Source organism: Apibacter adventoris (genome assembly GCF_002964975.1).
Classification (GTDB): Bacteria; Bacteroidota; Bacteroidia; order Flavobacteriales; family Weeksellaceae; genus Apibacter; species Apibacter adventoris.
Genome location: NZ_PSZM01000036.1, coordinates 193,837 through 216,929 on the forward strand (window position 1 = coordinate 193,837; position 23,093 = coordinate 216,929).

A 23,093-nucleotide genomic window follows, 5' to 3' on the forward strand; every position below is an offset into this window, starting at 1 on the left:
AAAATATGGGATTATTTTATAGAGACTTCAAAAACCTTTTTATTTTCAATGAATCCTTCTAAAAAATCGTTTTGTACTACTTTTGATACTCCTTCTGGAGTTCCTGTAAAAATAATATCTCCTGTTTTTAACGTAAAATATTGCGAAATATAAGATATAAGATTATCCAAAGAAAAAATCATATCGGCTGTATTTCCCTTTTGTTGTAATAATTTATTTTTTAATAAACTAAAATTGATATTGGAAAGATTCAAACTTTCTTTTGGTACAAAATTACCTATAAGAGAAGAATGGTCAAAAGCTTTTGCTTTTTCCCAAGGAAGCCCATTAGCCTTAAGTTTGTTTTGTAAGTCGCGAGCAGTAAAATCAATACCTAAGCCAATTTCAGAATAATAATTTCCGGCAAATTGCGGCTGTATATACTTTCCAACCTTAGATATTTTTATTAAAATTTCTACTTCATGTTGTAAATCATCAGTAAATTCGGGGATATAAAAATCTTCGCCTGCTCTTAAGATTGATGTATCGGGTTTTAAAAAAAGAACAGGTTCTTTAGGAATTTCATTAAGTAATTCTCTAGCATGGTTAGAGTAATTTCTTCCTACACAAATTATTTTCATAACCCATTTTTTAATTTAATTCTAGTAAATATTTTTTTTGAATATAGAGGAAAATCTGCATTCATTAACCAAGAATAGTACCCTAAGTCCGTTTTAAAAATGTCTTTTAATTTCTTTCCCCTATATTTCCCAAAATTAAATATTTCATCGTTTTCCTTATCCAAACCAACAAATCCTGCTAAGTCTGCATTTTTATTTTGTGTAGTAAATTCGTGCAAAAATTTGATATCATTTTCAATCTCATCATATTTTTCAATCTGAGACTTTAAAACTTCATAAGTGGCTAAAGTGTCTGCAGAAGCAGAATGAGCATTTTCTAAAATTCCATCACAATAAAACTTATATGCCGCAGATAATGTGCGTGGCTCCAATTTGTGATAAATAACTTGGACATCTATGGGACGATGTTTCTTAATGTCGAATTCAAAATCATTTCTTAATAATTCCTCTGCTAATAAAGGAATATCAAATCGGTTGGAATTATACCCTGCTAAATCAGAATCTTTGATCATTCCTAGTATTTGCGGAGCTATTTCCTTAAAAGTAGGAGCATTAATTACATCTTTATCATAGATGCCATGAATTAAAGAAGATTCCTCAGGAATAGGTATTTGAGGATTAATACGCCAAGTTTTACTTTCTTGAGATTGATTAGGGGAAATTTTTAATATACTTATTTCAACTATACGGTCTTTACTAACATTAATTCCGGTAGTTTCAAGATCAAAAAAGCAGATAGGTTTATGTAGTTTTAGTTCCATGGGCAATAATTTTTTTTCTAAATATAATTGATAATATAATATATATAATGATTAGCAACGGAATAGCTAGTACTTTGAGAAAAATAAAAAGAATTAAACAAATAAAAATAAAAGAAAAAACTAGAGAATTATCTTTCCATTTTTTGCTTTTAAACTTTAAAGAGAATAGAGGTAAATTAGCAATTAAAAGATAACTACATATAAAAGTAATAATCAATAAGAACCAGAAATTATTTAATAATTCAAATGTATAATTTTTATGGATATGGAAAAGTGAAAAAATAAAAATAGTATTAGCTGGAGTATTTAATCCTTTAAAGTAATATGTTTGTTCTTGGTCAATATTGAATTTCGCTAACCTTAATGCAGAAAATAATGTAATTAATAACCCTAAAAATGGTAAGTAATTACTATAAATATATTGTCCAAAGAAAGAAAAAGAAATTGATTCTTTAAAAAGTAACATCATGAGTATTCCTGGAAAAAAACCAAAAGAAATCATGTCAGCTAAACTATCCAGTTGTTTGCCTAAATCCCCATTAGATCCAGTTAATCGGGCAGCAAAACCATCAAAGAAATCAAATATTAAACTTAAGCAAAGCAATATAATAGCAGTATCAATAAAATTTGAATTTTTAATCATTAAAATGGAAGCTATGCAACCACATAATAAATTTAAAAGCGTAAGTACATTTGGAATTTGTTTCATTATTGAATATTTCATCACAAATCTATGAATTTTTAAAATAGAGAGTCAGCTTCTAATTTTTTTATTCATTTTTAATACATAAAAGATTTCTTTTTAAAGAAAGTAAACAAAGATTAAAGATAACTAGAATAACGGTAGCAAATACAATATTTACAAAATATAATAAACATTTATATAATCAATTAACTCTAAGGGCTTAATATTTTTATAATTGAAAAAAATGTGTTATATTTGCATAGTTTTTGGGACTAATTAAAAATGTGAAGCCTATTTACAAGGGCTTTTTTTTGTATTTATGCTCTGTAAGGTATTTGTAGTACAAATGTTTTAAATTCAGTTTCTTAGATTAAAGTATAAAATGACGTTAGAAGAAAAAGTTAATTTATTTTTAGAAAAATTTTTATTATTAAGATCAGATTTATTTTTGATATCCTGTAAAATTTCTCCTACAAATAAAATAGAGGTGATTATAGACGGAGACAGCAATGTCTCTATTCAAGATTGTTTAGATTGCAGTAGAGCTATAGAGAATAATTTAGATAGAGAAGAAGAAGATTTTGAATTATCAGTGTATTCATCTGGGATTTCTAGTCCTTTACAAATTCCTAGGCAATATAAAAAAAATATAGGAAGGGAAATTAATCTTATTACTATAGAAGATAAAGAACTCACAGGTATTATAGATAGGGTAGATGAAGAAGGTATTTATTTAGTATGGAAAGAAAGGCGGCCCAAAGAAAAGGGGAAAGGTAAAGAAACCGTAGAATTAGAAGAATTTATTTCTTATAAAAATATAAAGAAAGCAATAATATCATTAAAATTTAAATAAGCGAATCAATGGACAGTATAGAGTTAATCGAGTCATTTGCAGATTTTAAAGACGAGAAAAATATAGATAGAATTACTTTAATGGCTATAGTTGAAGAGTCGATGAAAACTGTATTAAGGAAAAGATATGGTTCAGATGATCATTTTGATGTAATTGTTAATCCAGATAAAGGAGATTTGGAAATATATTTAAACAGAAAAATAGTTGAAGATGAAATGTCTGAGGATGATTTGTTAGAAATAGAAATAAGCGAAGTTAGAAAAATTGATCCCAGCTTTGAAGTAGGGGAAGAATATACCCAAAAGATAGAATTAAACGAATTAGGAAGAAGAAATATTTTAGCATTTAAACAGGTTTTAAATACTAAAATAGCAGAATATGATAATTCAAATTTATATGAAAAATTCAAATCAATAGAGGGGGATATTGTAAGCGGAGAAGTTCATCATATTCGACACAAACAAGTAATCCTAATGGATGAAGAACAAAATGATATGATTCTTCCTAAGGAAAATCAAATTCCTTCAGATTTTTTTAGAAAAGGTGAAACAATTAGGGCTGTCGTTGAAGAAGTAGGGTTGAAAGGAGGGAAGCCGCAGATTGTATTATCTAGAACGTCTTCTAAGTTTTTGGAAAAGCTTTTTGAGTTTGAAATTCCTGAAGTATACGATGGTTTAATTACCATTAAAAAAACAGTACGTATTCCTGGAGAGAAAGCGAAAGTAGCTGTTGAGTCTTATGATGACAGAATAGATCCGGTGGGAGCCTGTGTTGGAATGAAAGGGTCAAGAATTCATTCTATAGTTAGAGAGCTTAGGAATGAAAATATAGATGTGATTAATTATACAAATAATAAACAACTTTATATACAAAGAGCTTTAAGTCCGGCAAAAATATCTTCTATAGAAATAGATGAAGAAAATAAACATGCAGTTGTATATTTGAGACCTGAAGAAGTTTCTAAAGCAATAGGGAAAGGTGGTCAGAATATAAAATTAGCCAGTTGGCTTACAGAATATGAAATAGATGTTCGCAGAGATGAACCGGAAGAAGAAGATATTGAACTAACAGAATTTTCTGATGAAATTGACTCATGGGTTATAGAAGAACTCAATAAAGTTGGTTTAGATACAGCAAGATCAGTATTAGAAAAAGATGTAGACGATTTATTAGAATTAACAGATTTAGAAGAAGAAACAATTTTAGATGTAATTCGTATTCTTAAAGAAGAATTTGAAGAATAAATAGGAATTACACCAAATAATTTTATCATATTTGTAAATAAATATAAGAATAACAACAAAATATAGTATGTCGGGTATTCGATTAAGTAAAGTAATAAAAGACCTTAATATCTCTCTTGACAGAGCTGTGGAATATTTAATATCCCAGGATGTTAAGATTGAGAAGAACCCTAACGTGAAGTTAGATCAAAAAGCACACGAATTATTAGTAACTGAATTTTCAGAAGATAAACTAAAAAAAGTGGCGTCTTTAGATGTGGTCATTAATAAAATTCCTGAGAAGAAAAAGGAAGAAAAGCCGATTCAAACAGAAGTTATTAAAGCCAAAGCAAAAGAAATTTCTAAGCCTAAAACCTTAGGTAAAATTGACCTGGAATCACAAAAAAGAACCAAAACAGAAACAAAAAAAGAGTTGGTTGTTCCAGAGGAAGAAAAGAAGGAAGCGCCTATTGTAGAAGAAGACAAATCTAAGAAATTTTCAGGAGTTAAAATTATTGGTAAAATGTCTCCCGAAGAATTAAAAAGATCTAAAGAACCCACTCATCCTACAAAGAAGGTAAAAGAAAAGAATGTTCAAGAGCCACAAAAAACAGATACAATTGAAAATAAGAAGGAAGAAGTAGAGGAAAATTCAAAAATAAATGAACAAGAAAAGGAAGCAGTCGTTGTAAATGGAGGAGATGCATCAGAACCTGAAAAAATTGAAACACAATATCAAAAATTAGATGGTCCTAAAATGACTGGTCAAAAAATTGATTTAACTCAATTTCAAAGACCAAAGAAAGTCAGTAAAGAAAATAATGCAGAAAAGAAAAAAAGAAAAAGAATTGTAAAAGATTCCAAAGTAGATGTGAACCAGGTTGCTAAAACGATAAATGGAGAAAAAAAATCTGGAGGACAATCAGGTCAAGGACAAAATAGATATAAAAAATCAGGAGGAAACAATAATAGAAATACACGTCCGGTTGAACTAACTGATGAACAAGTTAAAAATCAAATAAAAGAAACATTAGAGAAATTAACCTCTAAAACAGGTAAATCGAAAAGTTCTAAATTTAGAAGAGATAAAAGGATTCAAAGAAAAGAACAAGAAGCAGAACAATATCAACAATTGGCAAAAGATAATGTAATAAAAACCACAGAATTTATTACAGTAAACGAATTAGCTAGTTTGATGGATGTTTCTCCAACAGAGGTTATTTCTGCTTGTTTTTCCCTAGGTGTTATGGTTACTATGAATCAACGTTTAGATGCAGATACATTAGTTTTAGTCGCAGAGGAATTTGGATACAAGATAGAATTTACCGATGCTGAAGTAGAAGAATCCGCAGCAGATGAAGAAATAGATAATCCTGAAGATTTAGTGCAAAGAGCACCTATCGTTACCGTAATGGGACATGTGGATCATGGAAAAACCTCTTTACTGGATTATATAAGAAAAACAAATGTAATTGCCGGAGAATCCGGAGGAATTACCCAACATATAGGAGCCTATAACGTTAAATTAGCAAATGGACAAAGAATTACATTTTTGGATACCCCTGGTCATGAGGCTTTTACAGCGATGCGAGCTAGAGGGGCGCAAGTAACAGATTTAGCTATTATTGTAGTAGCTGCAGATGACAATGTAATGCCTCAAACGAAAGAAGCAATCAGCCATGCGCAAGCTGCGGGAGTTCCAATGATTTTTGCAATTAATAAAATAGATAAACCCACATCTAACCCAGATAAAATTAAAGAAGAATTATCTCAAATGAATTTATTGGTAGAAGATTGGGGAGGAAATATTCAATCTCAGGAAATATCTGCAAAATTTGGTAATAACGTAGATGTGTTACTCGAAAAAGTATTATTAGAAGCTGAATTATTAGATTTAAAAGCTAATCCGGATAGATCTGCAAGTGGAGTAGTAATTGAAGCAACCTTAGATAAAGGTAGAGGATATGTATCAACCATTTTGGTGCAAAATGGAACCTTACGTGTAGGAGATTATGTGTTGGCAGGTAAAAATCATGGAAAAGTACGTGCCATGTTAGATGAAAGAGGAAAACCTATGAAAGAAGCGGGACCATCAGTTCCGGTGACTATATTAGGTTTAGATGGGGCACCTACAGCCGGAGATAAGTTTAGGGTGTTTGAAGACGAAAGAGAAGCTAAGCAGATAGCTAATAAAAGAGAGCAGCTTATGCGAGAGCAATCTATCAGAACACAAAAACACATCACATTAGATGAAATTGGAAGACGTATTGCCTTAGGTGATTTTAAAGAATTGAATATCATTATAAAAGGAGATGTTGATGGATCAGTAGAAGCCTTAACAGATTCATTACAAAAATTATCTAATGATCAGATTCAAATCAATATAATTCATAGGGGAGTTGGCCAAATTACTGAATCAGATGTTTTATTAGCAGTAGCTTCAGATGCTGTATTGATAGGATTTAATGTACGACCTAATTTAAGTGCTAAAGATTTAGCAGAAAAAGAAGAAATAGAAATTAGAACCTATTCTATAATTTATGATGCAATAAATGAAGTCAAAGAAGCAATGGAAGGCATGCTTTCTCCAGAAATTAAAGAACAAATTATAGGGAATGTTGAAATTAGAGAAACATTTAAAATTTCTAAAGTTGGAACTATTGCCGGATGTATGGTTTTAGATGGTAAAATAACACGAAACTCTAAAATTAGAATTATTAGAGAAGGAATCGTAGTATATACAGGAGAATTAGAAAGTTTAAAAAGATTTAAAGATGATGTTAAGGAAGTAACTAAAGGATATGAATGTGGTCTGAATATTAAAAACTTTAATGATATACAAATAGGGGATTTATTAGAAGCTTTTGAAGAAGTAGAAGTGAAGAAAAAGTTAAAAATCTAAAAAATAATATTTAAAATAGTAAATAAAAGCTGTTTATCTATAGATAAACAGCTTTTATTTTATAATTAAATAATAAAAAAACAGCTTTTGTTTTGATTTTTTAATATAATTATATAATTATTATAACACTTATTATGTTAATTTTACAAATTATCGGAAAATATTGTTATTTTTTTGTTTTTCTTAAAAAAATGTTAGAGCTTTGCCAATTAACTAAGTATAAATTATTGTATGAGGAAAGAACTTAAAATTTTAAGTGTGCTTGCCCTATCCTTAACAGGCCAATTGGCCTTTGCTCAAATTAAGGGAAAAGTGCAAGAATCTGACGGGCTTCCGTCAATAGGTTCTAAAGTAGAAATTAAAGGAACAGGAACTTTTACACGAACCAATGATGAAGGTGAATTTGAATTATCTACTGCAAAAGTTGGAGATGTATTAGTAATAACGAATTTAGATGATCAAAAACAAGAGGTAAAAGCCTCAGATGATTTGGTTTTTAAGTTTTCGGCACCTTTAGGAACTAAAAAAGAAACACAAATTGAAGATGTTGTTGTTTTAGGATTTGGTAGAGTAAGAGATGCTAAAGAGGTAGTAGGTACAGCATCTGTCATTAAAGGAGCAGATATAGCTAATGCTCCTATAGCTTCTTTTGATAAGGCATTAGTAGGAAGAGTTTCAGGTTTATCAGTTAATTCAACTACTGGACAGCCTGGAGGGTTAGCCCAAATAAGATTAAGAGGGGTAACTTCTGTAAATGGAAATAATAATCCAATATATATTATTGACGGGGTTAGGATTTCTTCAGGCAATTTGTCTAATGATAGGAATAACCTTACTTCCGATCCTTCATCAAATGTTTTAGCAACATTAAACGCTAATGATATTGAATCATATACAGTATTAAAAGATGCTGCAGCTACTGCACTTTATGGGGCAGATGCCGGGGCAGGGGTAATTGTAATTACTACTAAAAAGGGAAGGCAAGGTAAAGCTAAATTTAATGTTGACTTAGAAAGAGGATTTGGGAAAAAAGCTTTAGATGGACCAAAGTCTATTTCTGCAGAAACTTGGAATAAAGTACTTACAGAGTCAGTTAAAAATTATTTACCTTCTGGGGCTACACACCAAGATGCAATTGACTATATTAATACAGAATTGGCCCCTGACGGGTTTACTTTACCTTTATGGGATGGTCAATCTCCGATTTCAAATTGGACAAAGTTGATAGAAAGAAATTATACTTCTCAAAGTAATGTAAATATCGGTGTTACAGGCGGGACAGATAAGCTTACGTACGCATCTTCATTAAATTATTTTACACAAGAAGGAGTGGTTAGAAGCTCTGATTTTGATAGAGTTGCAGGAAGATTAGCTACAGATTATAAAGCTACAGATAAATTAACAATACGTACAGATATTAATGCGGCATATACAAAACAAAATAGCGTGTTAAATGGAGCATATTTTTCTAATCCATTATTATCTAAATACTTTATGCTTCCAACAGAACCTGCTAAAAATGCTGATGGTAGTTATAATTTAGGAAAAGATGGTTTTTTAACTAATGGGCTTTATAATTCAGCTTACATTTTAGATAATGATTATACACAAACTAAAACAGTAAGGGTTTTTGCTAATTTACAAGGAGAATATAAGATTTTAAATAATTTTAGATATATATTAAATTTTGCACCTGAGTATATTAACATAGAGCGTGAAATTTATAATAACCCTATTCATGGAGATGGGGCATCTGTTAAAGGAAGACTAAGAAATGAAAGAACAAGATATTTTAATTGGAATGTACAGAATATTTTAAATTATTATTTTACCTTAGGAGAAAATCATAATTTTGATGCAAGAATTATTCAAGAAGCATACAAAAAAGATTATAAGTTTTTACGACTAAGTAATACTCGATTAGGAAGAATAGGTCTTTATGCCTCAGATGTATTTGTTAAAAATGAGTCTAATAGAGGAAATGGATTTGTGGCTACAAGAAATGCTTATGCCGCAAACTTAAGTTATAATTATTCAAAAAAATATTATTTTGATGGAACAGTAAGACGAGAAGCATTAAATAATTTTAGCTCTGATAATAAGTGGGGGAGTTTTTGGTCTGTAGGAGCAGCCTATGATATCTCTAATGAACAATTTTTGTCTGGTTTGTCTTCTATAAATTTGTTAAAGATTAAAGCTTCTTATGGTGAGTTGGGTAATCAATTATTATATGATGATTATAATTCATTTTCACTTTATGGATATGATTTAAATTATAATGATGCGGCAGGAGGCTATATTTATCAATTAGGCTATAGAAAATTCACATGGGAAAAAATCCGTCAGTTTGATGCTGGTTTTGAAACAGAATTTTTTAACCGAAGAATGAACTTTTCAGCTTCTTATTTTCATAAAAAAACAAAAGATTTAATATTTCCTAAATCGATCTCTATGACCACAGGATTTTCTGATATTAGAGTAAATGCTGGAGATATGGTGAATAAAGGTGTTGAAATAGATTTAGGTGGAACTATTATTAAATCAAAAGATCCTAACGGATTTAACTGGCATGTTTCAGCGAATTTCACATATATTAAAAATGAAGTTACCCATTTACCAGTAGGGGAATCTATTAATGGAATTAATATTGTTAGAAAAGGAGAAACTGTAAATAGTTGGTATTTGAAAGAATGGGCTGGTGTTAATGCTTCTAATGGTTCAGCTCAATGGTTTGTAAATGATAAAGCCTATCAAGCTCAATATGATGAATTGAAACAGGTCGATAAAGATGATATTAAAGATGTTTATTATGATGAAAATGGTAATTTTATTACAACTAATTATGCTAAAGCTCAAAGAGTAGTTAAAGGCTCACCTCTTCCTAAATTTATGGCTGGATTTTCTACAGATTTTTCATATAAAGGATTTTCATTATCTGCATCTTTTAGTGGGGCTTTTGGTCATAAGATTTATGATAATTTTAGATCGTATACAACAAGTGATGGTCAATTTATTTATAATTATGGAGGATATGAAATGCAAGGAGATTTTTGGACTCCGGAAAATCCAAATGCATCCAATCCTAAACCGGTTTTACTTAATAACTCTCATTCAAATGATCGTTCGACAAGATATTTATATGATGGTGATTTTATAAGATTAAGAGATTTAACATTAGGATATTCATTTCCTAAAAATGTTATAGAAGAAATAGGTATTACAAATTTGAAAATTTATTTAAGAGGAACTAATATTTGGACGTATTGCTTTGATAAAAAAGTTAGGGATCTAGATCTTGAACCGGAGCAAAATTTAAATGGAGGTGGAACTAATTTTGAACAACCCATTTTAAAAACATTTACATTAGGAGTTAATATCGGATTTTAATAAAAAAAAGATGAAAAAAATAATATTAATTGTAGCTATTTTATCATTAGGATTTTTAACATATTCATGTTCCGATGATTTTACTGATCCTCAATTACAACAAAACGACATAATTGAAGATACACCAATTACAACTTTAGAACAGTTAAAAACATTTATGAATGGTACATATGCTTTGATGAGATCCAAGTATTATTACGGATGTGATTATATAGTATTTGGAGAGGTGAGAGGGAGCGATGAAATGTTTTCTACGGGTAGGTCAGGTCGTTACATTACTCCTTCTATGTTCTCTTTAAATTCAAATGATGCTTATGCTAGTGACACTTGGCAAGCAATTTATAGTGTTATAGCTAATGCAAATATTGTTATAAATGCAAATATTTCTGATGGTTCTTCAATTGAAAATGTTAATGCAATTAAAGCAGAAGCTTATGCAATCAGAGCATGGGCCTATTTTGATTTAATTAAATTATACGGACAAAAATATACTAACGATAAAAACCTAGGAGTACCACTAGTATTAGAAAATACAAAAGAACCAATATCATTTTTTCCTTCTCGGGCTACTCTAGATGAATGTTATGCTCAAATAGAATCAGATTTTACTATGGCATATAACAATTCTAAAAATACTTCCACTGCAACCCGTTTAGGAAAGGGCGCAATTGCCGGATTGATGTCTAGATATTATTTATATAAAGAAGATTATGCTAATGTATATAAATATGCAAGCGAAGTTACTAGTAAATATAAACCCATTAATTTAGGATTATACGTAATTAGTTGGAGAATTGAAGGACTTAATTCAATTTTTGAACTTTCCTATGGAGTTAGTGGTTCTGTTGGAACATCTGGGGTTGCATATATGTTTTGGTCAACTGGATATGCGAATGTTCGTTTAAATCCAAGTTTATTGAAAGCTTATGATCCTACCGATATAAGAGCTAAATTAAAAGATAATAATGATCCAGACGATAAGACTGGGATGCTTAGAAAAACTTCTACAGAAGTAGCGTTTTTAGAAGGTAAATATCCAATATTACAAGGAGAAGCTAATCAAAAATTAGTAAGATATGAAGAAATAGCCTTAAATCAAGTAGAAGCCATATTAATGGGAGGCGGAGGATCCGTTACAGAAGCATTGAATTTAATTAATGGTATTAGAGTTGAACGAGGAATAGCACCTTTATCTACAATTACTATGACAGAATTGAAAGAAGAAAGAAGAAAGGAATTAGTAGGGGAAGGATTTAGAGTATGGGATTTATTAAGATGGAATAAAACTTTAACTCCAGTAAATGCAGCAGGTAAACCTTTACAAACACTTCAAATAAGTGAAGATTATAAATTAGCCTTCCCTATTCCGCAAAAAGAAGTAGATAATAATCCTGGGCTACAAGGAAATCAAAATAAAAAATATTAATAAAAAATATATTTATAAAAAAAGCCCCCTAAACAGGGGGCTTTTTATTTAGATTAATATTAACTAAACTATGTTGAGCATTTTATTTTTTTATAATTTTGTGTAATTAAGTAATAATAAAATGAAAAAAAAATTATTTTCTATTTTGTTTTTTTATTTTGCTTGTTGGGTGTTTTCACAATCTCTTGAAGATCGACAAGCAATTATAAGATCTAATAATGAAGAAACAATATCCTTGATGCAAAAGCAAATCCAAGCTTTTAGCGTAGATAAAAAGCAAAAAATTGATAACTTTTTAAATAAAAATCCAGAAGTTTTAAAACGTTATGAAAAAGATGGTGTAATCTATGAAATAGCAGATATTTCTCCCTTCGGAACTCCGATTTATTATAAAACACTAAACGAAGGATCTTCTAAAACCATACAAGCATCTAGCCTATATACAGGAGGAGAATTAGGATTAGAAATAAATGGAGAAAATATGGTTGCAGGGGTGTGGGATTCAGGATTAGTCTTGCCTACTCATGTAGAATTTGCAGGAGGGAAGATAACGGTAGGAGATGGGGTGCAAAAAGTAAACTCGCATTCTACACATGTAGCAGGAACAATAGCTGCAAAAGGTATAGATCCAAAAGCCAAAGGAATAGCCCCCGAATCTTCCATTATTTCATATGATTGGATTAACGATTTTGATGAAATGTCAAATTTTGCAGCAAATGGATATTTAGTATCTAATCATTCTTATGGGCAAGCATCTATTGATAATAATAAATTTGTGCTGCCAACTTTGTATTTTGGCTCTTATATGAAATCAGCTTATCAGGCAGATTTAATAACCTATGCCAATAAAAATTATCAAATAGTGCAAGCGGCAGGAAATGATAGGGCAAATGCATGGTATATTAATCCACATAAAAAAGGATATGAATTAATAACAACTACAGGCGTTTCTAAAAATGTGCTAACAGTAGCTGCTGTAGAAGAATTATTAAACTATACAAAACCTTCAGATGTTAAAATGTCTACCTTCAGTAGTCCAGGACCGACAGATGACGGACGTATAAAACCTAATATTTCAGCAAAAGGAGTAAAAGTATATTCCACTTACGATAATCCTGATAATAAAAGTTATAAAGAATTACCAGGTACATCAATGGCTGCACCGGCGATTACTGGTGCTGTATTACTATTGCAGCAGCATTACAAAAATCTGAATACTGTGTATATGCGATCAGCAACCGTCAGAGGTTTATTACAACATACAGCTCTAGAGGCTGGAGCATTTGATGGTCCGGATTATTCTTTTGGATGGGGTTTGGCTAATGTTAAAGCTTCAGCTGAAGCAATTACCAATAATAAAAATGCTTCATTAATAGAAGAAAATATTTTGGAAAATAATAAAACTTATACTAAAATAATTAGCATAGAAGATGATAAAAAACCATTGATAGTATCAATTTCATGGACAGATCTACCGGCAAAAAATTTTAATTTAGATGAAACTGATCCTGATGTAGTATATTTAGTTAATGACTTAGATGTAAGGGTAACAGATCCCTCAGGAAAAATATATTACCCTTGGAAATTAGATGGCAAAAAACCATGGCTATCAGCTACACAAGGAGATAATATAGTGGATAATTTTGAAAGGATTGACATTCCTAACCCTAAGAAAGGTATATATACAATTACAGTTTCACATAAAGGAAATTTACAAGAAATTGATGCTTCTGGAAACCAAATTATTGGGAATCAAGAGTATTCTTTAATTATAACAAGTTCAGGATTAAATTTAAATCCCGAGGCTCCTCTTAAATTAGAAGCTAATCAATTATATCCCAATCCTGCTAAAGATATTTTAAACATTTTTATAAAATCAGCAGGAAAATATGAGATTTATGATGTTACCGGGAAATTCATTCAATCAGGAGAATTGTTAGAAGGAGAAAATACAATTAAAGTTTCTGATTTATCTGCAGGAGTGTATTTTTTTAAATCAAAAACCGGTTCAAAATCACATACACAAAAAATTATAATATTATAAATATTAACAATATCCATAATAATTTAACATACTGAATTAAAATGCCGGCTTTTCTGCCGGCATTTTATTTATATATTTGCATATTGTTTGCATAAATGATTAAAACAAAGTTTTTAGTATTGGCTTCTCTTTTTTATATTTTTTCTTTTTCTCAAGATAATAAGAAAGAGGAAGCAAACTCATTATTCAATATAAAATCGGGAACAGAAAATGATTCTGTAAAGTATTATAATCCTACCATACAATCTTATAAATATTGGACTGAAGATAAGGCTAAGGCAATTTTTGATACAGTTTTGACCCTTGATAAATATTATAAAAATAAAATGTATAATCATGAAGACAGTTTCGGACTTATGCCTTTTTCTAATATAGGTCAAGCTTTCAATCCGTTATTGTATACTACTAATATAAGTTCATCCATAGATCTGTTACCTCAAGGTAAATCCTTTAATTTAATGGATGAAAAAAATATAAGATATTTTGATGTTCAAACACCCATGACAGAATTTCAATATAATAACGGATACAAACAAGGTCATTCTCTTTCAAGCTTATTCACCCACAATATAAATTCACAATTTAACTATTCCATTCAATATAAAGGTTTAAGGTCTTCAGGGAAATATATGGAGCAATTAGCAGAAAATAATACTTTATTAATAACTTCTAACTATCATACCAAAAATCAAAGATATAATTATTGGACACATTATTTAGTTACGCATGTAAATAATGAAGAGAATGGTGGGATAAAATATCCGAATAATTTTGAAGATGGAGATTCTAGATTTAAAAACCGGAATAATATGGAAGTGAATTTAACAGGTGCTAAATCAGAATATGAAAAAAGAAGATTCTATTTTGGGCAACAATTGGGTATTTTTAAATCTTTGAATAATAAGTATCCTGTATCTGTCAAAAATATATTTAGCGCAGAATCGGCACATTATAAATATGAAGAAAAAGAATTCTTAAATCAATATTTTGATACTTCTGAAAATATGTTTGGAAGTACATTAGATTCACATAATAATACTAAAAAACTTAGAAAAATTTCTAATACTTCATCAGCAGTAGTTGACTGGACTGAAAAATTGCATGTAGAAGCCGGATTGAAATATGAACATTTAGAATTTAGTTTTGACAGAATGATAGATCCCAGTATTACATTTCCCAGAACTATTATTGATAATAGATTAGGAATAGCAGGGAAATTATCATTCAATTGGAAGGAAGATGTTAAATTAAATACAGAAGCAGAAGCGTTAACAGGAGATAAATTTGGGAATTCATATTTTCTAAATAATTATTTAACTCTACAACCTTTAAAAAATTATTTTCTTGAGGTAAATTTAGGAATCAAATCGCAAATACCATCTTTAAATCAGTTATATAACCAAAGTTTTTATAAAAAATTTAATTACTTTAATGATAATTTTGAAAATGAACGAACTGTACAAGTTGGTGGTAAAATACATTTAAAACCTTTTAATTCTAGAATTTCTGCACAATTCTATAATATAGATAATTACGTATATGTAGATTCGGATTATAAGCCTCAACAATTGAGTTCTTCTGTTAATTTAGTTCAATTAGGATTACAAAATTCTTTTGAATATAAAAAGTTTCATTTAGAAACATCTTTAATGTATCAAAAGGTAACAAGTAATGATGAATACTTACCACTTCCTGAATTTGTGGGAAGAGCTACATTATATTATCAATCACAAATATTAAAAAAGAACTCAGAAATACAGTTAGGTTTAAATGCTTATTATTTTACTAAATTTAAATCAAGAGAATTTTTTCCGGTCACCAATGAATTTAAATTACAATCAGAAAATGGAAGTAAAATAGGAGAATATCCAATTTTAGATATCTTTTTACACTTTAAAGTAAAAAGAATGCTGATTATTTTAGAAGGGCAACATTTCAATTCCAGCTTTACCGGTTATGATTTTTACAGTACTCCGGGTAATCCCTATATAGATTTCCGTTTAAATGTCGGAATACTATGGTACATTTTTACCTAACAAAATTTACATTATATATGAAAATATAAACGGTTATGGAACATTCAATCTTCAATTTTAACTTAAAAGTGCGTGATTATGAATGTGATGCACAAGGAATTGTAAACAATGCAAATTATCAACATTATTATGAAGTATGTAGACATGAATTTTTAGAATATAATGGTTTAAATTTTTATGAATTGCATACCCAAGGTATAGACCTAGTTTTAGTAAGTATTTTTGTGAAATATAGCAATTCATTAAAAGGCGGAGATCTTTTAGCATGCACCATAGATTCAATAGAAAAAGAAGGAATTCGCTATTTTTTTAATCAGAAAATAATACGTTTATCTGATAATAAAATATGTTCTGAAGCAAGAGCAGAAGTTGTAACCTTAGTTAAAGGACATGTAAGTCTTCCTGCAATTTTAGATAAAACTCTTAGTCAATACCTAAAATAAAAAAATGAAAGCTATGCTTTTTGCTGCCGGCTTAGGAACGCGGTTAAAACCTTTTACAGAAAAACACCCCAAAGCATTAGTAGAAATAAATGGGAAAACTCTTTTAGAAAGAAATATCAATTATTTAAAATCTTTTGGTATCCGTGAAATAGTAATCAATATTCATCATTTTGCAGATCAAATTTTAGATTATCTTCAAAAACATAACTATTTCAATTGTGTCATTAATATTTCACACGAGAAAGAAAAACTTTTAGAAACAGGCGGAGGATTAGTATATGCGCAAAAATTTTTTGGTAAACAGTCTTTTTTAGTTATGAATGCTGACATACTTACTAATATGGACTTTCACGCTCTTATTAAAGATCATTATGAAAACCAATCTCTGGTTACTTTAGCTGTTTCTGATAGACAATCTTCTAGAAAATTATACTTTAACGAAGATAAAAAATTAGTAGGCTGGAAAAATTTACAAACACAACAAAAAATATTTATTAATTCAAAAGAAGAAGAAAAATCTATTCCTTTGGCATTTAGTGGAATTCAAGTTTTAAATCCTGAAATATTTTCATTAATAACTCAGGAAGGTAAATTTTCTATAATTGATACATATTTAGATTTAATGAGAACACAGAAAATTTTAGGGTATAAACATCAATCTTATATATTAGATGTAGGAAAGCCGGAGTCTATTAAAGAAGCTGAAAAACATTTTAAATAAAGGAAGGAATTTTTCAATAATAAAAATAATACATTTTAAAAACGCATTAAATCTATAAAGTGGATTCATTACATAAATATAAAAGTAAGGGGAAGCTCCTATTTACAGGAGAATATACGGTTTTAGACGGAGCTTTAGCCTTGGCGGTTCCTACGCAATTAGGTCAATCTTTAACGGTTTATCCAACAGAAGAAAAAAAAAATATTATTTCATGGCTCGCTTATAAATATAATGGTGAATTATGGAGTAAGACAATTTTAGATATATCACAACAAAAAATTATAGAAACTAATGATATTAAAATAGCAAAAACTCTTTTAAATATATTTATACAAGCAAAAAAACTAGATTCTATCATTATAAATCAACCTAACTTTGGATATGAATGCGAAACCCATTTAGAATTTCCACAAAAATGGGGATTAGGATCTAGTTCAACACTAATAAATAATATAGCTAAATGGCTAAAAATAAGCCCCTATTTATTGTTAGAAAAAACATTTGGCGGAAGTGGATATGACCTAGCTTGTGCTGAAGCACATTCACCTATAACCTATCAGTTACAAAATAAGAAACCTATAGTGAAAGAAGTATTTCTTCCATCTCAAATTACAGACAATTTATTATTTATTTATTTAAATAAAAAACAAGATTCGAGAGAAGGAATTAATCACTACAAAAATAAGCAAAAATCGGAAGAGCTAATTGAAAAAGTATCTTATATAACACAAAAAATTATAGAACCCAATTGTAGTTTTAAACAATTTTCAGAATTAATACAAGAGCATGAGGATTTAATTTCAAAACATATTCAAATTCCTACGATAAAAAAGAAATTATTTTCAGATTATTCAGGTTTTATAAAAAGTTTAGGTGCTTGGGGGGGAGATTTTATAATGGCAGAAAAAATTTACGGAGCAGAAAACTATTTTAAAAATAAAGGACATAAAATTTTAAAAACCTACGATGAATTTTTATTGTAATAGGATTTTTTGTGTAAAAAATTATAAGCATTGGGTTTATCGATATATCTAATATATTAAATAAACAATTACCCATAAAAATAATTTCATCTAATATAAATAAATTTAAGTTAAGCTTTAAAAACTATAAGTCCATAAATTATAATTATTTTAAAACAAAATATAAAATATGTGATGAAGAATAATAACATCATCACAAAATATAGATACTTGTTTAAAATTTGTAAATTTAAGCTTTTGCACAAATACGATTAGTAGCTCCCTCAAAAAAAACTTCTATTTTTTTTATAAATGAAATGTTTGTTAAATATTTTAATATAAACTAAAGTTGTTTTTATGCGTATTTAATAAAAATCACTACCTTGTGTTGAAATTATCACAAAGCATATAAGATGCAAAATCATTTACTATATGAAAATAAAATTATTCTTATTACTATTTGTGTTTTTCAATCTAATAGTAAAAGCCCAAAAAACCATAAGATATGATCTTACTATCAAAGATACAATAGTTAATTATACAGGAAAAACAAAAAAAGCTTTTTCTGTAAACGGGAAAATACCCATGCCTACCATTACATTTACAGAAGGAGATACCGCACTCATTTACATACACAATAAACTAAAGAAAAAGACAACATCCTTACATTGGCATGGGATTATTCTTCCCAGTCAGTATGATGGAGTAGATTATATAAATTCAGCCCCTATAAAAGCAGGAGAAACTGTTGTTTATAAATTTCCTATAATACAAAACGGAACCTATTGGTATCATTCACACACGGGATTCCAAGAACAAGATGGAATGTATGGGTCTTTTATAATACATAAAAGAAACGAAAAACAGCTTTTACCTGAATATACAGTATTATTAGGAGATTGGACTAATGCAAACTCTAAAGATGTAATGAGAAGATTATATTTTGGAGAGGATTGGTTTTCCATTCAAAAAAATAAAATTCAGAAAGGAGTCACTCAAAGTTACTGGGATGCATTAAAACAAGGATATTTAGGAACAAAACTTAAAAATGAATGGAAACGGATGGAAGCTATGGATGTTAGTGATATTTATTATGATATAGTAACAATTAACGGAAAAAAAGAAGATCAGTGTTTATTACCCTTATATTCGGGTGATAAAATTAAATTAAGACTAATAAATGGTGGCTCATCTTCTTACTTTTGGATAAATTATGCCGGAGGGAAAATGAGTGTAGTAGCAACAGATGGTAAAGAAGTACAACCGGTCAGTGTAGATAGATTAATTATAGGAATAGGGGAAACTTATGATGTAATAGTTACAATACCCGATAATAAATCTTACCAGTTATTAGCTACTACTGAAGACCGAACACGAAGTACTTCTTTATGGTTAGGAAATGGAGAAAAGCATTATGCTGAATTTTTAAAGCCTTTAAAATATTTTGAAGGAATGAAAATGATGAATGGAATGATGAAAATGAATGGGGATTTAGAAAAATCTCATATGGATATGAGTCTACAGAAAATGGATATGAATGCAGTAATGTATCCAGAAATATCACCGGAGCCTAAGCGAAATCAAAACAATGGGAAAATGAATGAAGAAAAAAATACGAAGGATCAAAACACCATACATAGGTCAAATCATGATTCAGAAAACGTTGAATCTCATATGGCAAATATGGGATCAATGGAACAAAGTATGCATCATATATCAAACACAACACTTTCTTCTACCCCTGTAACATTAAATTATACTAACTTAAAATCTGTTGTACCTACAATATTGCCAGAAGGTCCGGTAAAAGAATTAAAATTTGAATTGACAGGAAATATGAATCGGTATTTATGGGCTATTAACAATAAAACAGTCTCAGAATCAGATAAGATTTTGATCAAAAAAGGAGAAAAAATAAAAATTACCCTGTACAATAACACAATGATGAGACATCCGATGCATCTTCATGGTCATTTTTTTAGAATTCTAAATGGTCAGGGAGAATACTCTCCTCTAAAACATACAATAGATATTATGCCAATGGAAACAGATACAATAGAATTTGAAGCCAGTGAATCCGGAGACTGGTTTTTCCATTGTCATATTTTATATCATATGATGAGTGGGATGGGTAGAGTTTTTAGTTATGTAAACTCTCCGAAAAATCCACAATTACATGATCCCAAAATGGATTGGAAAATGTTTACCATGATGGATAAAATGAAAAGATTTATGATTCAGAATGAAGTTAGTAACCAAGGAAATATAGGAAAAGCTAGGTTAGAAAACAAACGATGGGGCACACAGGCAGAATGGAAATTAGCATATAAATCAGATCCGGGATATGACGTGGAAGCAAGATTTGGAAGATATATAGGGAAAATGCAATGGTTTTTTCCCTATATAGGATATAATTTTTCTTACAATAGAGGCAAAAAGGACAAAAATATTTTTGGTCAAAAGTATACAGATGATACTCGGAATTTATTTACTGCAGGTTTTCGTTACCTACTACCCATGAGAGTTTTTTTAGATGCAAGAGTATCACATGATGGAGAAGTAACAATGAAACTTGAGAAAGAAGGTATGGTAATTGCTCCACGAATAAGAATGGATTTACTTATAAACAATCATTTAGATTTTACAACAAGAGCAAAATATATACTTACAAAAACTACTTCCATCTCAGGCTTTTATGATAGTAAAATGAAATGGGGAGCAGGCTTAACATTTAGATATTAATAAATAACTTTAAAATTAATCGAATAAAAATAAAAAACTAAAAATGGTGTGAAAAATTAGATAACATTTAAAAGTTATTTTATTGAATTAAATTTCTAGTAATTTATAGAATTTTAAATCAAAGAATCCTCGAAAATAATTCCATTAAAATTGAATCTTATATTTTTTATAAATATCTTTACATGTTTAATATTTTTTAAAAAAATAATATGCTAAAAGTAGGTGATAAAGTACCTGATTTTCAAGGGGTAGATCAAGATGGCAAAACTATAAAATTTACAGATTATAAAGGAAAGAAACTTATAATTTATTTTTATCCTAAAGCTAATACCCCAGGTTGTTCTGCCGAAGGATGTAGTTTGCGTGATAATTATGATGCATTACAAAAAGAAGGTTATCAAATTATAGGAATAAGTAAAGATCCTGTAGAAAAACAAAAAGTATTTCATGATAAATACTCATTTCCTTTTCCACTTATAGCAGATGTAGATAAAAAAATAATAGAAACTTTCGGAGCTTGGGGAAAAAAGAAATTTATGGGAAAAGAATATGAGGGAATTTTAAGATACACTTATTTAATTGATCAAAAAGGTATTGTTTCCCAAATTTATACTAAAGTAAAGACCAAAAACCATGCAGAACAAATACTAGAAAAAAACGAATGAAATTATCGGTTATAAGAGAAGTTAGAACAAATAATTTTAATGATTCAGAAATCATTAATAAAATTCAAACTCTTTGGAATGACTCTATGCAAGATATTCAAAAATTAAATTATAAAGGAAATATTTACGGAGTATATCATAAATATGAGTCAAACTACAAAGGAGACTATACAGTAAGCATAATGATAGAAGACAATAAGAAAGGAATAGAGTTATCTTTGGAAAATTATAAAATATTTAACGAAGAAAAGACTGATAAAGAAAGTGTTTTTTTAACTTGGCATAAAATATGGAAATTAGAAGAAGATGGGAAATTACATAGAGCTTATACTTATGATTTTGAAAAATACGATCCTTCTGGAAGGATAGAAATTTATATAAAAGAAAAATAAACATGGCAGAAAAAGAAGCAAATAACTCAGACGCAAAAAAGAAAGCATTAAATTTAATATTAGACAAATTAGATAAAACCTATGGAAAAGGAGCAGTAATGCGAATGGGGGATAAACCTGTAGAAGAGATAGATGTAATTCCTACTGGTTCATTTGGATTAGATTTAGCCTTAGGCGTAGGAGGGTATCCCAGAGGGAGAGTAATTGAAATATTCGGTCCGGAATCTTCAGGAAAAACAACATTAACGTTGCATGCTATAGCTGAGGCTCAAAAAAAAGGAGGAGTAGCCGCTTTTATAGATGCAGAACATGCTTTTGATCCTACATATGCACAACATTTAGGTATAAATTTAGATGAATTAATTATTTCTCAACCAGATGATGGAGAACAGGCGTTGGAAATAGCTGATAATCTGATTCGGTCCGGAGCTATTGATATTGTAGTAATAGATTCTGTAGCAGCGCTAACTCCCAGAGCGGAAATAGAAGGCGAAATGGGGGATTCTAAAATGGGATTACATGCCCGTTTAATGTCTCAGGCACTAAGGAAGCTTACTGCAACTATTAATAAAGCTAAATGTACGGTAATATTTATTAATCAATTACGAGAGAAAATAGGAGTAATGTTTGGAAATCCTGAAACAACAACAGGAGGAAACGCATTAAAATTCTATGCTTCAGTAAGAATAGATATACGAAAATCAGGTTCACCTATTAAAGATGGAGAAAATGCCATAGGGAGTCGTGTAAAAGTTAAAGTAGTTAAAAATAAAGTCGCTCCGCCTTTTCGTCAAACAGAATTTGATATTATGTATGGAGAAGGTATTTCAAAAGTGGGAGAAGTTCTAGATTTAGGTGTGGATATGGGAATAGTTGGTAAATCAGGTTCATGGTTTAGTTATCAAGATACTAAGTTAGGACAAGGACGAGATGCTGTAAAACAATTATTAAAAGACAATCCTGAACTATTAGAAGAAATAGAAACTAGAATAAAAGAAAAATTAGCAGAAAAATAATAGACATTTATTTAGAAATAAAAAGGCAGATTGATTTAATCTGCCTTTTTATTTTTTTAATTGAAAATAATTTAATAGGATTTATCTATTGATTACATTTAATAAAAAATAAACTAATCATAGAATATTGCAAAATAATATTTTATAAATACTTTTTAAGAATAAACATATCATAAAAAACTACAGATTCCATTTCATTGGCTTTTTACGAAATT

17 protein-coding genes are annotated in these 23,093 nt (G+C 29.3%); 14 read left to right on the forward strand and 3 right to left on the reverse strand.

Going from position 1 to position 23,093, the window contains the following annotated elements; genetic code table 11:
• Window positions 1–11: 11 nt before the first annotated feature.
• The 3 genes from C4S77_RS05930 to C4S77_RS05940 are packed head-to-tail and all read right to left on the reverse strand — an operon-like array spanning window position 12 to window position 2,090.
• Window positions 12–620, reverse strand: coding sequence for a fumarylacetoacetate hydrolase family protein (locus C4S77_RS05930; RefSeq protein ID WP_105246770.1), 609 nt, complete (start codon window positions 618–620; stop codon window positions 12–14).
• Window positions 617–1,381, reverse strand: a complete 765-nt coding sequence (locus C4S77_RS05935; protein WP_105192001.1) for a 3'-5' exonuclease — start codon at window positions 1,379–1,381, stop codon at window positions 617–619. Before C4S77_RS05935 ends, C4S77_RS05930 begins: the two co-directional genes overlap by 4 nt.
• Window positions 1,362–2,090: a CDP-alcohol phosphatidyltransferase family protein gene (locus C4S77_RS05940; protein ID WP_105246772.1), complete on the reverse strand. Its 729-nt coding sequence runs from the start codon at window positions 2,088–2,090 to the stop codon at window positions 1,362–1,364. The genes C4S77_RS05935 and C4S77_RS05940 overlap by 20 nt, the downstream gene beginning before the upstream one ends.
• A 358-nt stretch (window positions 2,091–2,448) precedes the next feature.
• Between C4S77_RS05940 and rimP the strand changes: the two genes are divergently transcribed.
• The 14 genes from rimP (at window position 2,449) to recA (ending at window position 22,878) form a co-directional block, all read left to right on the forward strand.
• Window positions 2,449–2,919 carry a ribosome assembly cofactor RimP gene (gene rimP, locus C4S77_RS05945; protein ID WP_105246774.1) on the forward strand — a complete coding sequence of 157 codons (471 nt, stop codon included), beginning with the start codon at window positions 2,449–2,451 and terminating at the stop codon, window positions 2,917–2,919.
• An 8-nt stretch (window positions 2,920–2,927) separates the two neighbouring features.
• Window positions 2,928–4,163, forward strand: a complete 1,236-nt coding sequence (gene nusA / locus C4S77_RS05950; RefSeq protein ID WP_105191995.1) for a transcription termination factor NusA — start codon at window positions 2,928–2,930, stop codon at window positions 4,161–4,163.
• Window positions 4,164–4,230: 67 nt separating this feature from the next.
• Window positions 4,231–7,044, forward strand: a complete 2,814-nt coding sequence (gene infB, locus C4S77_RS05955; protein ID WP_105246776.1) for a translation initiation factor IF-2 — start codon at window positions 4,231–4,233, stop codon at window positions 7,042–7,044.
• 231 nt (window positions 7,045–7,275) lie between these two features.
• Window positions 7,276–10,431, forward strand: a complete 3,156-nt coding sequence (locus C4S77_RS05960) for a SusC/RagA family TonB-linked outer membrane protein (RefSeq protein ID WP_105246778.1) — start codon at window positions 7,276–7,278, stop codon at window positions 10,429–10,431.
• A gap of 10 nt (window positions 10,432–10,441) precedes the next feature.
• Entirely contained in the window at window positions 10,442–11,857 is a 1,416-nt protein-coding gene (locus C4S77_RS05965) for a RagB/SusD family nutrient uptake outer membrane protein (protein WP_105246780.1), read from the forward strand.
• A gap of 121 nt (window positions 11,858–11,978) precedes the next feature.
• Window positions 11,979–13,901: a S8 family serine peptidase gene (locus C4S77_RS05970; protein WP_105246782.1), complete on the forward strand. Its 1,923-nt coding sequence runs from the start codon at window positions 11,979–11,981 to the stop codon at window positions 13,899–13,901.
• A 95-nt stretch (window positions 13,902–13,996) separates the two neighbouring features.
• Window positions 13,997–15,937 carry a putative porin gene (locus C4S77_RS05975; protein WP_105246784.1) on the forward strand — a complete coding sequence of 647 codons (1,941 nt, stop codon included), beginning with the start codon at window positions 13,997–13,999 and terminating at the stop codon, window positions 15,935–15,937.
• A 35-nt stretch (window positions 15,938–15,972) separates the two neighbouring features.
• Window positions 15,973–16,380: an acyl-CoA thioesterase gene (locus tag C4S77_RS05980; protein WP_105246785.1), complete on the forward strand. Its 408-nt coding sequence runs from the start codon at window positions 15,973–15,975 to the stop codon at window positions 16,378–16,380.
• Window positions 16,381–16,384: 4 nt separating this feature from the next.
• On the forward strand, window positions 16,385–17,101 hold the full coding sequence (locus tag C4S77_RS05985) for a nucleotidyltransferase family protein (protein WP_105246786.1): 717 nt from the start codon (window positions 16,385–16,387) through the stop codon (window positions 17,099–17,101).
• A 59-nt stretch (window positions 17,102–17,160) separates the two neighbouring features.
• Window positions 17,161–18,084 carry a GYDIA family GHMP kinase gene (locus tag C4S77_RS05990; RefSeq protein ID WP_105246787.1) on the forward strand — a complete coding sequence of 308 codons (924 nt, stop codon included), beginning with the start codon at window positions 17,161–17,163 and terminating at the stop codon, window positions 18,082–18,084.
• 411 nt (window positions 18,085–18,495) lie between these two features.
• A complete protein-coding gene (locus C4S77_RS05995) occupies window positions 18,496–20,805 on the forward strand; it encodes a multicopper oxidase domain-containing protein (RefSeq protein ID WP_105246788.1) in 2,310 nt (769 codons plus the stop codon).
• Window positions 20,806–21,014: 209 nt separating this feature from the next.
• A complete protein-coding gene (gene bcp, locus C4S77_RS06000; protein ID WP_105191976.1) occupies window positions 21,015–21,470 on the forward strand; it encodes a thioredoxin-dependent thiol peroxidase in 456 nt (151 codons plus the stop codon).
• The gene (locus tag C4S77_RS06005) at window positions 21,467–21,862 is read left to right on the forward strand and encodes an effector binding domain-containing protein (protein ID WP_105246789.1); all 396 of its coding nucleotides are present in this window, start codon (window positions 21,467–21,469) and stop codon (window positions 21,860–21,862) included. Before bcp ends, C4S77_RS06005 begins: the two co-directional genes overlap by 4 nt.
• Window positions 21,863–21,864: 2 nt before the next feature.
• Window positions 21,865–22,878: a recombinase RecA gene (gene recA / locus C4S77_RS06010; protein ID WP_105191972.1), complete on the forward strand. Its 1,014-nt coding sequence runs from the start codon at window positions 21,865–21,867 to the stop codon at window positions 22,876–22,878.
• Window positions 22,879–23,093: the final 215 nt, after the last annotated feature.